The sequence below is a fragment of the Prosthecobacter fluviatilis genome (genome assembly GCF_042655725.1).
Classification (GTDB): Bacteria; Verrucomicrobiota; Verrucomicrobiia; order Verrucomicrobiales; family Verrucomicrobiaceae; genus Prosthecobacter; species Prosthecobacter fluviatilis.
In genome coordinates, this window is the sequence record NZ_JBHSMQ010000001.1 from 203,539 (window position 1) to 218,908 (window position 15,370).

Annotated in this window: 12 protein-coding genes; 6 read left to right on the forward strand and 6 right to left on the reverse strand. The window is 61.9% G+C overall.

Annotation, left to right across the window (positions count from 1 at the left end):
• Positions 1-7 precede the first annotated feature (7 nt).
• A complete protein-coding gene (locus ACFQDI_RS00760; protein ID WP_377162377.1) occupies positions 8-571 on the reverse strand; it encodes a DUF2726 domain-containing protein in 564 nt (187 codons plus the stop codon).
• A gap of 143 nt (positions 572-714) precedes the next feature.
• Between ACFQDI_RS00760 and ACFQDI_RS00765 the strand changes: the two genes are divergently transcribed.
• Positions 715-2,001 (forward strand): Y-family DNA polymerase, encoded by a 1,287-nt coding sequence (locus ACFQDI_RS00765; protein WP_377162379.1) that lies wholly within the window; start codon positions 715-717, stop codon positions 1,999-2,001.
• A gap of 84 nt (positions 2,002-2,085) precedes the next feature.
• Here ACFQDI_RS00765 and ACFQDI_RS00770 read toward each other — a convergent pair whose 3' ends face one another.
• A complete protein-coding gene (locus tag ACFQDI_RS00770; protein WP_377162381.1) occupies positions 2,086-2,913 on the reverse strand; it encodes a PEP-CTERM sorting domain-containing protein in 828 nt (275 codons plus the stop codon).
• A 369-nt stretch (positions 2,914-3,282) separates the two neighbouring features.
• Complete coding sequence (locus ACFQDI_RS00775; protein WP_377162383.1) at positions 3,283-5,388, reverse strand: TonB-dependent receptor; 2,106 nt, start codon at positions 5,386-5,388, stop codon at positions 3,283-3,285.
• Between the two features lie 115 nt (positions 5,389-5,503).
• Between ACFQDI_RS00775 and ACFQDI_RS00780 the strand changes: the two genes are divergently transcribed.
• The 5 genes from ACFQDI_RS00780 to ACFQDI_RS00800 all read left to right on the forward strand — a co-directional run bounded on the left by ACFQDI_RS00780 (position 5,504) and on the right by ACFQDI_RS00800 (position 14,014).
• Positions 5,504-6,145: a response regulator gene (locus ACFQDI_RS00780; protein WP_377162385.1), complete on the forward strand. Its 642-nt coding sequence runs from the start codon at positions 5,504-5,506 to the stop codon at positions 6,143-6,145.
• A gap of 294 nt (positions 6,146-6,439) precedes the next feature.
• Positions 6,440-7,756, forward strand: coding sequence for a sensor histidine kinase (locus tag ACFQDI_RS00785; RefSeq protein ID WP_377162387.1), 1,317 nt, complete (start codon positions 6,440-6,442; stop codon positions 7,754-7,756).
• 607 nt (positions 7,757-8,363) lie between these two features.
• Entirely contained in the window at positions 8,364-11,291 is a 2,928-nt protein-coding gene (locus ACFQDI_RS00790) for a DUF2309 domain-containing protein (protein ID WP_377162389.1), read from the forward strand.
• 30 nt (positions 11,292-11,321) lie between these two features.
• The gene (locus tag ACFQDI_RS00795) at positions 11,322-12,620 is read left to right on the forward strand and encodes a proton-conducting transporter transmembrane domain-containing protein (RefSeq protein WP_377162391.1); all 1,299 of its coding nucleotides are present in this window, start codon (positions 11,322-11,324) and stop codon (positions 12,618-12,620) included.
• An 8-nt stretch (positions 12,621-12,628) separates the two neighbouring features.
• Entirely contained in the window at positions 12,629-14,014 is a 1,386-nt protein-coding gene (locus ACFQDI_RS00800; RefSeq protein WP_377162393.1) for a proton-conducting transporter transmembrane domain-containing protein, read from the forward strand.
• Here ACFQDI_RS00800 and ACFQDI_RS00805 read toward each other — a convergent pair.
• The 3 genes from ACFQDI_RS00805 to ACFQDI_RS00815 are packed head-to-tail and all read right to left on the reverse strand — an operon-like array spanning position 14,008 to position 15,330.
• On the reverse strand, positions 14,008-14,622 hold the full coding sequence (locus ACFQDI_RS00805; RefSeq protein WP_377162394.1) for an RNA polymerase sigma factor: 615 nt from the start codon (positions 14,620-14,622) through the stop codon (positions 14,008-14,010). The two genes, ACFQDI_RS00800 and ACFQDI_RS00805, sit on opposite strands and share 7 nt — an antisense overlap.
• Positions 14,600-15,058, reverse strand: coding sequence for a Spy/CpxP family protein refolding chaperone (locus ACFQDI_RS00810; RefSeq protein WP_377162396.1), 459 nt, complete (start codon positions 15,056-15,058; stop codon positions 14,600-14,602). Before ACFQDI_RS00810 ends, ACFQDI_RS00805 begins: the two co-directional genes overlap by 23 nt.
• Positions 15,055-15,330, reverse strand: a complete 276-nt coding sequence (locus ACFQDI_RS00815) for a hypothetical protein (protein WP_377162398.1) — start codon at positions 15,328-15,330, stop codon at positions 15,055-15,057. The genes ACFQDI_RS00810 and ACFQDI_RS00815 overlap by 4 nt, the downstream gene beginning before the upstream one ends.
• Positions 15,331-15,370 lie beyond the last annotated feature (40 nt).

Below are 15,370 nucleotides of genomic sequence, written 5' to 3' on the forward strand. Positions count from 1 at the left end.
AAGCCGCTCAGGAAATGGCGGAGCACGCGCGGCTTGTGCTCGCGTTCGGACTTGTCCCTGCGGCAATGGCTGACAGCAGGGTGGTCGTGGGCGGGTGCGGCGCGCACACCTCGCTCGGCGGCGGCAGGATCTCCAGATTGGCATTGCGCTGCAGCCAGGCATTGCTGAGCTTGTGGACCAGTGTGTCGATGTGGTTGATCTCTTTGGAATGAATCTGCAGCATGGGAATGCCGAAGGTCGAAAAAATGTCCTTCACCAACTGGCGGTCACGTGCCTTGCGGCTGGCCTTGCCGGAACTCCCGTCCTCAAACTCGATCGCCACCATCGGCAGCCAGTCCCCTTTGCGGTAGATCAGGAAATCGGTATGCCGCTGGCAGATCTTTAAAAACCCCGCAGCGTTTTCAGCATGAAGGATTTCGAAGAGCCGGGGTTTGCATTGAATGTGGCAGCGCTGGGCGGTCAGGTTTTCCAGGCAGGCATGGAACAGGGCTTCGTCGGAGGAAAGAAGGGGATAGGGTGTGGGGGATGCTTCAGATGAGGAAATGGATGCCGTAGCAGGTGAAGGCTGCATGTTTTATTGGTTATAAAAATTATTGTGGCGATCAACTTAGGTCTGGTAAGAACCCTGTAAGATCATGTGAATTGGACTTTATTCGGCCCTAAAAGTGTTCTAATGAACACATGTTGAAATCACAACCAATTTGGCCTCCTTCAATGATCTCGCCCGATGCTCCTTCTCATTCCCAGCCCCTGGTGGACTGGCTGTTTCTCGACCTGAACAGCTACTTCGCCAGCGTCGAGCAGCAGCTCAATCCCGCCCTCCGTGGCAGGCCCGTCGCCGTCGTTCCGGTGGACTCAGACACCACCTGCGCCATCGCCGCCAGCCACGAGGCCAAAAAATACGGCATCAAGACCGGCACCAACATCGGCGAGGCCCGTCGCCGCTGCCCGCACCTCATCACCGTCATGGCCGGGCACGATCGCTACGTGGAGTTTCACCATGACATCATCAAGGAGGTCGAGCGCCATTTCCCCGTTCATCAAATCTGCTCCATCGACGAAATGGCCTGCAAGCTCGACGCTCCCCGCCGCCCCCTCGAGGTGGCCACCGCCCTCGCAAAGCGCATCAAGCAGGGCCTGCGCGAGCACATTGGCGAATGCATCACCTGCTCCATCGGCCTCGCTCCCAATCGCTTCCTCGCCAAGGTGGCCAGCGACATGCAAAAGCCCGACGGCCTCGTCGCCCTCCTCCAGGAGGACCTGCCAGGCCGCCTTCTCGATCTCGAATTGCGAGACCTCTGCGGCATCGGCCGCCGCATGGAGCCCCGCCTTCACGCCTGCGGCATCCGCACCATGGCAGACTTGTGGGCCGCAGATCGCGAGACGCTCCACCGCGCCTGGGGCGGCGTGGGCGGCGACCGCTTCTGGCACGGACTGCACGGTGGCATCACGGAAGATGACGTTCCCCCTGCGCATCGCACCATCGGGCACAGCCATGTGCTCGCCCCCGAATTCCGCACCCCTCCCGCCGCAGGCATTGTCGCCCGCAGGCTCCTCCTCAAGGCCGCCAGCAGGCTGCGCCGCATGGAGTACCGCGCCAGCCATCTGCATCTCAGCATACGCTTGGAGGACGGGCCGCGCTGCGAAGCCCAGGCCAGATTTGACGAAGGCTCGGACAGCATCGCGCTCGCACGTGTGCTGGCGGATCTTTGGCTGCGGGTGATGAAGCAGGCCCGCTGGCAGCGCGTCAAAAAGGTGTCGGTGACCCTGTTCGGCTTGGTGGCAGAGGCCTGGCCGCGCCAGCTTGAGCTTTTCGATCTTTCCGGCGATTCCGCACCGAAACAGCAGCGCGAGCTCCTGAGCCGTGTGATGGATGACATCAATCAGAAGTACGGTCGCGACTCCGTCGTCATCGGTTTCACCCCAGACGCCGTCCGCACCTTCTCAGGCACCAAGATCGCCTTCACCCGCATTCCCGACCGGGAGGAGTTCAAAGAATAACACCCGCAGCCACGCAGCATAAAAAAGCCGTGGGAAACCAGGGTTCCCACGGCGCATCGCACACAGCGGCAGATCAGGCTCTCGTCACTTCGCCCAGAGCAGATCCCGGTGGCGGCGGCGGGTGATGATCAGCGCGCCGAGTCCCGCGCTCAGGATCAGGAAAGCCGAGCCAGGCTCCGGCACAGAGGCGCATTCGCAGCCAGTCACCGAGACCAGGTAATAGGCATTGCCGCTCACGTCCATCAGGTTGCCGCCTCCGTTGCGCAGGTCCGCTCCCAGAGTGAAGCCGGAGACCAGCACATTCGGGCCGATCAAGGCGTCCAGATTGAGCTTCCACAGGTCGGTGTTGGTGATCGGGTCGTTGCTGCTCAGCAGGCTCAGCGCATTGTCAGCGATGATGTCTGCGGCCGAAAAGTTGCCGAGCAGCAGGCCCCCGGTTCCATAGATGGAAACGGTCGGCGCCACATTGCCCGTGCTGAAGTCTGTGGACAGGTTCGCAATGTCAAAGTCCCCCAGCGTGGCGGAGAGGCCATGGCTGGACACCAGCTGGTCAAAAACAATGTTCAGCCCCGTGGAGGCTACCTGGATGCCCGGCGCGCAGCTCGCGTCATACAGGCCGATCCCAAAGTCCGTCAGCCCCCCATATGTATTCGTGTAGCGCACACCAAAGCCACCCTGAAACTCCAGGTTGATGTTCGGGTTCGCTCCCAGGGCAGTGGCGCCGTCCAAGGTCAGAGGCGTGAGATTTTGCAGCGCCGTGATGGTGTAGTTTTCACCGGCAGGCTTGAAAGGCTCGCTCAGTTCGATGGTCGTGGCAGCAGAGCCAGCGCCGGTCAAAGCGAACAGCAACGCAGCTGCCTGAGCCAGCAAAGGCAGCTGCCGCAGCTTGTGAGCAGGAGAGGGAAGTTTCATGGTTGAAAACGTTAGCATTTTCGACACTCAAAATAGACTCAATGAATCCAAGTGAATGCTTATTTATAAACTATAATTGAAACAATTCTCTGTAAAGCGTTTCAATTATGAATTTTTTATTCAACTTGGCTTGAAGGGTCACGTCATTAAATAAAAAGACGTCATATTTGCATTTCATTTACAATAAATGACTCATTTCTGACATGTCTGAGCAAATCCTGACAAACTCAGGCTGTCTGGGCATCTGGCCTCCACCATTTCAGGCACAAATTTTTCCGGCCCACATGGCCACAAAGCGCCATTTTACCCCCGGATCTCGCTCAAAAGAGCTCGGCACTGGTGGCAAAAAGCCGCCGGCAGTCCGCTAGATTAGAAGCGCCAGGTCACCGAAAGGCGAAACATCCGCGGCTCGATCGGGTGCACATGCACCCCGTCCACCGGCGCGGCATCACTTTTAAGCTGGGACGCATAGTAGTACGCCACATCGTAGTCGCTGCGGTTGAGCAGATTGAGGCAGTCCACCGCGACTTCCCAGTTGTTCTTCCGATACCCCAGGCGGGCATTCACCTGCAGCGACTCGCGCGTTTTGACGTCCACCACCGAATCCAGGGGCCGTGGCGCAAAGTATCGCGCACGCAGCGAGCCGAAGAGGCCCTGCGCGCCCCCCAGAGTGATGCCAGCATTGAGAGTGTAGGGAATCGAGTTGGGGATCTTTTGGTTCGGCGGATCCGTGTTCACCAGATGCGCATCGGTCAGTGTGGCCTCCACATCCACCATCACCCAGTCCTCAGGACGCCAGTAGCTGGAAAGCTCGATCCCCTTGCGCATCGAGGCCGCCCCCGGCTCCGTCGTGCCGGCATCCCCCGTGTAGATCAGCTCCGAATCGCTGTGCAGCATCCAAAACGAGAGCGTGTTCACCAGTTTGGGAATGGACTCGTTGCGAATGCCGAATTCCGCCCCGTAGGTCCGCACCAGCGGATTGACCCGGTCTGCCGGGAGGCCCGTGTTCGGATCCGTGGTGATGTTCACACCTCGTGCGTCATTGCTGTGAAAGCCCATGCCGGCGTTCACATAAAATTCTGTCTTGGCCCATGGCCCGAAGACCATGCTGAGCTTCGGACTCACGATCCCCTTGGTCAGCGACCCCGCATTCTCCGGGAGGTTGCTCTTTTCCACGTTGAACTGAAACACGTCGCCGCGCACCCCGGGGATGATCCGCAGCCAGCGCGCCGGTTTCAGCTCAGCCTCCGCGTAGAGACCGTACGTGGACTGCGTGATGTCGTCCTCCCTCACGGTGTTCCAGCGCTGACGCTGAGCGGTGTTGTACAGCCCCAGTCCGGTGATGATGTCGGTCCGCAGCTGCACGCCCAGGGTGAACCGCTGCTCCTGCCCCAGGGCATCAAAGCGCCAGTCTCGCGCCAGCTCACCACCGAGGAACCATCGGTGGTCCCTCTGCTCAAACTGGTCGCCCAGCGTGTCCCCACGGGCAAAGCTGTCCATGTAGAAGGTGAAATTGGAAAACAGATCCAGGTCGTAAAAGCCCGCATACGCATTGGCGCGCGTGGTGGTGCGGCCTTCATTCCGTACCCAGTCAAACGAAAGGCTGTAGCGCTGTGAGTTGCCGCCGTCGGTGGGGTCCAGGTTCCCATATCGGCCCACCAGGCCGCTCTCCATGGCACGCAGGGGCACCTGGTCGGTGGACCTCCATTTGCCGTGGTAGCCCATCAGGGTCAGGTTGATCTTGTCCTTGGCGTTCTCCCAGTGCCAGCGCAGAAAGCCGTTCAGCCGCGTGGCGTCTGAGGGCAGCTCCCAGGGCCCGTTGTAATACTGGTGCTCCAGCGCCACGGTCAGCTGCCCCGCACCGGCTTGGATCGTGTCTGCAATCAGCGTGCGCGTGTAGTCATATTCTCCCCAGGTCGTGGACAGGATGCCCTGCGGCAGCGCATCCACCAGCTTGAAGCGCGCCGCCCCGGTGGAGCTCAGATCGCCATGCTGCGCATAGTACGTGCCCTTCCAGTACTCCAGCTCGCCCACCAGTTCCGGGATGATGAAGTTCGTGTCCGCATACCCCTGGCCATGCGCATGGTTGCGCAGGTTCACCGGCATGCCATCCACGTAGATCGCAAAGTCCGTCCCATGGTCCAGGTTCGTCCCCCGCAGGTAGTACTGGTTCGCCTTGCCATCCCCGCTGTGCTGCGTGGCGATGAAGCCCGGAATGCTTTCCAGCAGCTCACCACGCCGCGAAAAAGGCCGCGCCATCAGCTCCTTGGCGCTGGTCTGGCCCTTAGAGGCCGAGGTCGCGATCCCGATCAGACTCTCCGCCTTGCCCTCAATGACTATTTCCGGCAGCTCCAGTTCCACCGCCTCTGCCAGCGAGCCCTCCGCCTCCGGAGCCTTCACCACCGCCTGGGCGTGACCGGACAAAGGCAGCAAAGCCAGGCTGAGGAAAATCTTGGATAGGCGAAAAACGGACATGGAATGGGGGAGGAGGGGCGGCGTCTCTAGGACGACCCTCCCTCCTCCTTGCCCATAAAATCACCGCAGTTTTTGCCCTTTGCCGCAGGCTCCGGCCTGCTATGGTGCGCCTCTCATGTCCGCCAAAGCAACACGCATTCTTCTTGCCGATGACCACGCCGTCGTGCGCAACGGCTTCCGCATGATCCTCGCCGCCCAGTGGGACATGGAGGTCGTCGGAGAGGCCTCCAACGGCCGCGAGGCTGTGGACAAAGCCATCGACCTCCAGCCAGACGTCGTCGTGCTCGACGTCACCATGCCCGAGCTCAACGGCATCGAGGCCGCACGCCAGATCTCCAAGGCCGTGCCCAAGGCGCGCATCCTCGCCCTCTCCATGCAGAAGGACTCCGTCTACGTCCGCGAAATGCTCCGCGCCGGCGCCAACGGCTACCTCCTCAAAGACAGCAACGAGAGCGATCTCCTCGCCGCCGTCCGCGCCGTCGCCAACGGCAAAGGCTTCCTCAGCCCCGAAGTCAGCGACGCCGTCCTCGACGACTACCGCAAGCACGTCACCAATCCCATCGACCTCCTCTCCCCCCGCGAGCGCGAAGTCCTCCAGATGATCTCCGAGAGCAAGACCAACAAGGAGATCGCCTCCGTGCTCAATCTCAGCGTTTACACCGTCGAAGCCCATCGCGGCCGCATCATGGAAAAGCTCAATCTCCATTCCATCGGCGAGCTCGTCCGCTTCTCCATCCGCAACGGCCTCATCGACTGAGAATACACTCACGAGCTCTTCTATAGCCGTGATGGAGCCCGGCAAGTTTCCCCTCTCCCCGCCCAGGATAAGTTCGTTCATGCAGTGCCCTTCGGGGTGAGGCCGGGTGCGATCAGTGCCGCTTCCATCGGGTTCTCATCTCTGGTCCTGTTTCACCAGTACCTTGACAGGCTCGTTCAGGTGAGGAGGCTGCGCCTTGTGGTAGCTCTCCATCACATCCAGCCCACGGGGTCCGGGAGGACGTCGTTGACGGCTCCTGCTGTCATGGTCGTCTGAGCCCCGCACCCTCCCTTTATGTCCTTCACGTTCCTCCGGATCACAGAGCGCTACGTCATGCGCGTCTTGGCGCTCGGTTTCCTGTTGGTGATGGTCCTCCTCGGCACGGCCGGCCTCGTCGCCGTGCGTCAGAGCCAGGGCATTCGCCGCGGCGTCGAGCAGCTCGCCCGCGATCAGTTCCTCATCGCCCGTCTCCGTCAGGACGTCCAGTCGGAGGAGAACACCATGACCGCCGTTCTCCATCAGTTCACTCAGATCAATCATAAGCGTGATGACCTCGTCAGGCTGCTCGCCGAGCTCGATGAAAGCGACCGCCAGGTCTCCCGCCTCAGTGGCGAGACCCGCTCTCTCGCAGACGCCGAGCTCTGGACCGAGCTCGACAGGCGCGTCAAAGCCTTCTCCCGTGAGTCCCATCGTCTTCTCGAAAGCCAGGAGCCCGTCCAGCGGGACAAGATGGAAATCCTCTTTCAGCATCATGGCCGCGTCTTCGAGCTCGTGGACAAGCTCATCAAAATCAGCTCCGACCACCTCTCCAAGACAGAGCACCTGCTGGAGCAGCAGTCTCAGGAGCTCAGTGACGACTCCACCCTCCTCCTCGGTTCCAGCACCGTCCTCGCCGCCATCTGCGCCATGCTCACCATAGCCTTCGCCCGCAAAAGCATCCAGCGCATCCGCTGGCAGTCAGAGGAGCTCAGCCGCGTCTCCTGGCACATGCTTCAGACCCAGGAGCAGGCCGCTCGCAGGTTCTCCCATGAGCTTCATGATGAGCTCGGCCAGTCTCTCGCCGCCGTTCGTGCCAACCTCACCAAAGGCTCCACCCAGGACCTCCCCTCACTGCGCGCAGACTGCCTCCACCTCGTGGACGAATCCATCGCCAACGTCCGCGAGCTCTCCCAGCTCCTCCGCCCCGTCATTCTCGACGACTTCGGCCTGGACGCCGGCCTGCGCTGGCTCGCGGAAAAATTCGGCCAGCGCACCCGCATGAAGGTGGACTACGAGTCCGACTTCACCGGTCGTCTCCCGGATGAAACAGAGACACACCTCTTTCGCATCGCCCAGGAGGCCTTCACCAACATCGCCCGTCACGCCGAGGCCACCGAGGTCAAGATCAGCCTCATGCACCGGGAGCAGACCATCCGGCTCACCATCGAAGACAACGGCAAAGGCCTTCCCCATCAGGGCGGAGACATCATCTACAGCCCCAGCCTCGGCATGGTCGGCATGCGCGCCCGCGCCCGCCAGTCTGGCGGCGAGCTCACCGCCACCAGCAGGCATCCCAGCGGCCTCCGCATCGAAATCGTCGTCCCCCTCCAAACTCCGCCAAAAGCAGAATAGCCCTCCCGGCTAAGCACGATGGCACGCTTGCCCGTCGATCAGCGCATCAATCTTCCCTAGGTCTCGCGCGCTTCCCTTCCACCACCTCCCCGGCGAAGCCATCCCGTTGGCATCACACATCCTCGATCCCGGACAGCTCTCCTGGCAAGGCAAAGTAGCCTTGTTCCTGCGGAACAAGGACCGCTCCGCTTCACCCCAGGCGCTTGGACCTGTTCTTTGAAGATAACAGGCCGGCGACTAACGCATCCAATCGGGCCGCTCCGTCTTCCAGGCAATATGACAGGCTTTTCGAGAACAGGTCTGATACCGTGCACAGTTGAAAACGGGTTCACTCTTCGTTTGAAGCATGCCCGTGACGTTCTGCCAGCGCGTCAGAGCTCTGGAGGAGTGGGATCGTCCCGGTCCCATACGCTCCCGCATCGTTTTGCTCTGGATGATTGCTCTTCCAGCCAGACGGCAGTGCCGCCCCGCATATCGCCGCACCATTCGTCATTTTCCCTCCGCGCTTTCCTAAATCCGCGCCCCCGCGCTCCGTAGCGGAATACCCCCTGATCAAGGGATGGCGCAGCCATCTCCTCAGCCTTATATAATAGGCTTTTGATCTTCAATGAGTACCCGCACCCATGCCAGCACCTGTGGCTGTCACGACTCCAGGCAGGAGACTCAGCCGGCAGAGGGGCGGCTCGAGCATCTGCGCCAGGTGGTGGATCATGCGGCTCGCTTCCTGCCCATCCAGGGGCCCCTGGGGGTTTTCATTCATTACAACACCCTCCTCTCCCTCCAGCACCGCAGATTTGAAGACGCGGTCATTGAAGGCGGCACGCTCTTCAAGGCCGAGCCCTTCCTCTCCGAGGAGGCCTATCAGACAGAGCGCGCCAAAAGCCGCATCCTCGATGAAGACCTCGACGCCGTCCTCTCCTGCGAGCCCGATGCCGAAATCCTCCCCGGCAGGCTCCGGCGCCGTCAGCTCCGTCGCGCCATGCTCGCTCCCGGCGTCCGCCGCGTGAATGGCATCAACATCTCCTGGCAGATGGAGGAGGGCGGCTGGCTGGACTCCTTCCGCACCGACCTCCCCCCATCCTCCGCCTCCGCACTCCGCGCAGATTCCCCCTCGGCGCTCTGGGCGGCATGCCTCGCCCGGGTCAAACCCCAGCCCGTCCCTCCTCCCGTCCCGCCAAAACGTCCGCGTGAGGTCGTCCTGGCGCAGCAGGGCATCGACTTGGACGCCCTCATCCACCCGCCGCTCATCCGCCTCACCGCCGCCTATCTGGACCAGGGCATTGCCTACTGGCCCATGCCGCATCGCGACAAAGGACTCCTCCGTGCGGCTCGCAAGATCATGCCTCAGGCCTTCGCCATCTTCCCGGCCCATCTCAGCGGCGTGCATGCTGAGTTCTTGCGCCAGGAGGCGGCCAATATGGACGCAGACGCCGTCGTGCTGGAGGCCCTCGCTCGGCTCGGTGTGCCCTTCGGCCAGTGGCAGGAATTCATCACCGAGGAGCTCCTCGCACTGCGTGGCTGGGCGGGCATGGTCCGCATGCTTGAGCAGGATCCCACGCTCGCTCCCCATGATCGCGTGCGCTGCTCCGTCATGGAGTTTCTCGCGCTCCGCCTCACCTACACCATCGCGGCTCTCACACACGTCGCCGGAGACACCGCCGCATGGCGCTCCACCCTCCTCCCTGTGCCGCGTTTTGATCCGCTGACTCACACGGCCCGTGTGTTTGACGTGGCCCAGCTCCTGGGCATCAGCAGCCATGACTTGATGGCTTTCCCGGACGCGGAGATGGCCCGCCTCGCACAGGAAATTCTCGCCTGTCATGAAATCGAGCGCCGCCGTCTGCTTCACCTCGCCTATGAGCGTCGCCATGAGCGTCGCGTGCTCATCCCGCTCGCCAGGCATCGCACCATGCCCTGCGTCTTTCCCAGCAGCAGCCGCCTCGTCGCCCAGGTCATCTTCTGCATGGACGACCGTGAAGAATCCATGCGGCGCGCCCTCGAGGAGGCCGACCCCGGCATCGAAACTGTCGGCGTCGCCGGCTTCTTCGGCGTGGCCATCCATTATGCCGGCATCGATGACCCTGGCGGCGTCTCATACTGCCCCGTCGTCGTCGATCCCGAGCATGCCGTCCGCGAGGTCCCGCTGCAGGATCAGGCGCATCTCCACAAACAGCGCCAGGGGCTGCGCCGTGCCTGGGCTGGCGTCGTACGCCATGGCTTCATCTCCTCCCGCACCCTCGTGCGCGGCTGGGTCAGCACCGCCTGCCTCGGCTTTTTGAGCCTTTTCCCGCTCGCGCTGCGCGTGCTCACCCCGCTGTCCTACGGCCGCTTCATCAAGTGGCTGAACCGCTCTTTCCTGCCCGAGCCCAGGACCGAGTTTTCCTTCATGAGCGATGACGCAGCCTCCCGGGGCGCCACCACCGGCCTCATGACCGGCATCACCTTTAAGCAGCAGGCAGACTGTGTGTATGAGGTGCTCGGGCCCGCAGGTCTTCACAAAGGGCACGCCAGACTGGTCGTCATCCTCGGCCACGGCTCCACCAGCCTCAACAACCCCTACGAGTCCGCCTACTGCTGCCAGGCCTGCGGCGGCCACAGCGGCGCGCCCAACGCACGCCTCTTTGCCATCATGGCCAACCGCCCCGCTGTCCGCGAAGCCCTGCGCGCCAGGGGCGTCGTCATTCCGGAGGACACCTGGTTTCTGGGCGGTTATCACGACACCTGCAACGAAGACATCCACTTCTTCGACCTGGATCTTCTTCCCGAAACCCATCGCGGCGATCTCCTGCGCGTCCATCAGTCGCTCGACAAGGCCCGCACCCTCAATGCCCATGAACGCTCACGCCGTTTTGATGCTGCCGCTCATGACATCGCTCCGGACTCCAGCCTGCGCCATGTCCAGGAGCGCGCGGAACACATCGGCGAGCCCCGGCCCGAGTACGGCCACTGCACCAATGCCGTTACCTTCGTCGGACGGCGGGAGATCACCAAAGGCCTCTTCATGGACCGCCGCGCCTTCCTTGTTTCCTACGACGCCACCAAGGACCCCGGCGATGAGGCGCTCGCTCAGGTGATCGGCGCGGCTCTCCCCGTCTGCTGCAGCATCAATCTCGACTACTACTTCTCTGCGGTGGACAACGACGTTTACGGCAGCGGCACCAAGCTCCCTCACAACATCAACGGCCTCCTCGGCGTGATGAACGGTTACCAGAGCGACCTCCGCACAGGCCTCCCCGCGCAGGCCGTCGAGATTCACGAGCCGGTGCGCATGCTCTTCATTGTCGAAACCACGCCGGCCCGTCTCATGAAAGTCATCAGCGCGGACCGTGAGCTCAACGAAATCGTCTGCAACCAGTGGCTCCGCATCGCCACCATGGACCCGGATGACGGTCACGTGGAGGTGTATCGTGACGGCGTCTTCAAAAGGCTGGAAGGGGATGAGGAACCGCTTCCTGTGGCTCCCAGCTCACAGGCCTGGTATCGCGGTAAAAGGGAGCACCTCCCCCTGGCTCGCATTGACCCCCGGGCCGCTTAACTCTGACTCTGCCACATCCAGCCTTTGTCCATGCCTCTTAAAACCCTGATCCCGATTCTCATCGCCACGCCCGGCGCGCTCTTCCTCGGGCTGAGCCTTGTCTGGCTCCTGGGCGGCGGCGTCGCGGAGCGCGTCATGGCGCGGATTACCAAGTCGGCTTACTTCCTTCTTGCCCTCCTGGCGGTGGTCATCGGCTGGGGCATGAGTTCGCAGGGGCTTCATTCCATTCAGGTCAGCTTGGGGGACTGGTTCACCGTCGGGCACTATGGCTATCCGCTCTCGTTGCTGGTGGACGGGCTCTCCCTGCCGCTTGTGGGCCTGACCGTGGCGCTCGTCAGCATTGTCGCCTTCTTTTCTGTGCGCTATCTGCATCGGGACCCGGGCTTCCTCCGCTTCTTCCTTCTCCTGCACCTCTTCACCTTCGGCGCGCTGCTCGTCTTCACCGCTGACTCGCTGGATCTCCTCATCGTCGGCTGGGAAACGATAGCCATCACCTCCGTGCTCCTCGTTGGCTTCTTCCAGTATCGGCCGGAGCCTGTGCGCAATGCCCTCTGGGTCTTTGCCTCCTATCGTGTGGCGGACTTGTTCATGCTGCTCGCCATCTTCCTGGCGCATCACTGGTTCGGCACCACCTCATGGGAGGGCCTGCTCGGCGCAGAGGGAGCCCCCGGCATCCATGGCGCGGTCGTCGCCGTGCTGCTGGTGATCGCCGCCGCCGGGAAATCTTCCCAAGGTCCTTTCTGGGGCTGGCTGCCTCGTGCCATGGAGGGTCCCACCCCTTCCAGCGCCGTTTTCTATGGGGCCATCTCCATCCACACCGGTGCTTATCTGCTGCTGCGTATCGAGCCGCTCATTCGCCATTCATGGATCGCCACCGGCCTCATCATCATCACCGGTCTGGCCACCGCCTTCCTCGGCACCCTCGTCCATCGCACCTGTGCCGATGCCAAGACCTCCCTTGCCTATGCAGCCCAGACTCAGATCGGCCTCATCTTTGTCGAGATCGGCCTCGGCTGGTCCACCTTCGCTCTCATCCATCTCGTCAGCCACGCCATGCTGCGCACATTGCAGTTCCTGCGCACGCCCTCCATGCTTCGCGACTACCATCGCGTGCACGCCGCTGCTGGCGGCAGGTTCAGCCCCACCGGCAGCCACTATGAATCCCTGCTGCCTCAATCTGTGCAGGTCTGGCTCTACCGTCTGGCTCTTGGGCGCGGTTTCTATGATGCCGTCGTCGAGCGCTGGATCGTCGCCCCTGTTCAGGCTGTCGCACACTGGCTCGCCCTTTTCGAACCCAAAGCTTCTGCGAAGAAGTCGTCAGATCACTGATCAAATTCATGCCCTACCTTTCACTGCCATACCTCACCGTCGCCCTGGCTTCATTGCTCGGTGGCGTGCTGGCATCCTGGAAGGCATCCCATCCACGCCGCGTCGCAGCGGTGGCCGCAGCACTCGCTTTCATAGCCTTCCTGGCTGCCGCGTGTGAGTCACGCGCCGCAGGGCAGGGGAGTCTGCACGATCCTTGGCTGCCCTTCTTCCAGGCCGATGGCCTCAATGCCGTCCCCATGGCCTTCTATGCCGCCCTGACCCTTGCCGTCATGGTGATCGCTCCCAGGCGTGACGCGGCCGGGCAGGCCCCCGCCGGCATGCTGCTCATCTCCCTCTCCGTGCAGACCGCCTACGCCGCCGCCTCCTGGGTTCCCATGGTCGCTGGCTGGTGGCTTTCCTGCCTGCCATTTGCATTAGGCATGTTCGGCAGTCAGCGGGAGACCCGCCTCACCATCGGCATCCGTTTGGCCAGTTGTGTCGCCCTGACCGCCGCCGTGATTGTTCTGAGCGCCTCATCAACCGCTGGTTTTGCCAAATATGGTACACTCTGGGCCGCTTTTCTCACCATCGCAGTCATCTGTCGCAAGGGCCTTTTCCCCCTCCACGCAGGCGTAGTGCATGCCTTCGAGCATGGCCCCCTCCTGCCCAAAGCCCTCCTTTTCAACGGCCACCTTGGCGTCGTGCTTGTAGCGCGCGCAGAGGTCGCTTCTCTCTCAGAATCAGCACACAATGCCTTCGAATTCCTCAGTCTGGCGGCTGTTGCCACCGTAGGCATCGCCAGTCTGCGTGCCTTCACAGAAAGCAAGCCCCGGCGTCTCCTTGCGTTCCTGTGCATCAGCCAGGCCAGCTTCATGCTCGCCGGCATCACCAGCGCCAACATCGAAGGAGTCACCGGTGCGCTCACCCACTGGCTGGTGGTGGCTGCTGCCTCCACCGGGCTCATCTGCATCGTTCGTGCGCTGGAAGTGCGGGTAAGTTCCAGTGAAGACCCTCTGATGCATCTCGGCCTTGCCGCCAAAGCACCACGTCTTGCCACCTTTTTCCTCATCTGTGGCCTCGCCCTTGTCGGCCTGCCCGGCACGCTGGGTTATTGCGCTGAGGAGCTCATCTTCCACGGCATGCTGCAAAACCACCTCAGCGCCGGCATCGTGCTGCTGGTTGCCACGGTCTTCAATGCCATCAACCTCCTGCGTCTCTACAACACCCTGTTCCTCGGCGTGCTGCCAAAGCACGTCATCAACATCCCCGACGCCCTGCCTCGTGAGCGCTGGCCGCTGACCGTCTGCATCCTCTTTCTGGTCTTGGGTGGCCTCATGCCACGTGTGGTCATCGGCTGGCGCTCAGATGCCGCAAACAGCCTTGAAAAGGCGGTGCGTGGTGCTTCAGCTCACTGAACTTCCTCATTCCACCACTGCAGCAGCATCTGCCGCGCGCGGTAGATCCGCCCTTCGGTGCCGCGCACGGAGCAGTTCAGCACCTTGGCGCACTCCTCATGGCTCAGGCCTTCCATGGCGCTCAGCATCAGTGCTGTACGCAGCTTTTCCGGCAGCAGCGCCAGCCCGCGCTCCAGCTTCTGCATCTCGCTCTGCCATTCCGCGCTTTCATCGGGGGAGTTTTGCGGACAGGGCAAAGGTTTTTCGAGTTCGCTCAGCGTCGTGGTGCTGTCTCGCTGCCGCGAAGCCCGTGATTTGGCCCGGTCACGGCAAAGGTTCAGCGCGATCTGATACAGCCAGGTTGAAAGCTTCGCCCGCCCCTCGAATTCAGGCAGCGCCTGCCATGCACGCACAAAAGCATCCTGGCAGACTTCACGCGCATCCTCGGCACAGCGCAGCCAGCGGCAGCAGAAGCCGAACAGCTTTTCTTCATGCTGTTTCACGATCCATTCAAAGGCGGCCATGTCGCCTGCCTGGGCGGCACGCAGGTGGGCTGCTTCCGCCGCATCTTCGGCCGCAGCTCCGGCCTGCGGAAGGATCAGGGGATCAATCGCGGGCAAGGCTGTCATGAGTCCACTCCAGGAGTCTGGCTGCCTGCGCAGGCCGCAGATAGCGTTTCATTGCAAAAAAATGATCCAATGTGGCCCGCTGCAAGGCAGCCTGCGCCTTGTTCAGCCGCTCCAGGGCAGCATTCATGGCTGCTTCGTTCATCTGGGGATCTCGGATGGTTTCGGCCAGGGATACATCCGCCTGACGCAACTCGTCTTTGAGTTTCACCCGAAGGGTTTCAAATTCGGCTTCAATGGGTTCGAGCTTCTCATGCTGCTCCGGGGTGATGTCGAGGTGCTCATGCATCCACGCATGCAGATCTGTTTGTGCGTGATCATGCGCGTGGCTTTCGCCATGACGGTGAAGGGTCCAGTCTGTGACCAGCCATGCGGTTCCCCCGGCCAGAGTGGCGGAGCAAAACACCGAAATCAGCATCCATTTGAGCCTTGAGGTCATTGTGGCTCTCCTGTGCGAAACAGCTCCATGGCGGGTGGTGTGGTATGGATGGTGTCACGTGATGCCATGGCCCAGCCCACCATGCCTGCAGTCACGATCCCAGCGATGGCGGTTACGATCAGCAGCCATCGCACAAAAGACTGCCAGCGCCTTGCCCGGCCATCATCGACGCGGACGCGAGCCATGATGCCTGCCTCCAGTGCGTGCGGCACAGCCACAGGTGGGGCGGCTGCGGCATGTCTGAGCATGCGATTGAGGTCGGAGTCGTTCATGGGAGCCATTTATGCATAAAAAATCGCTAATTTTGAATTA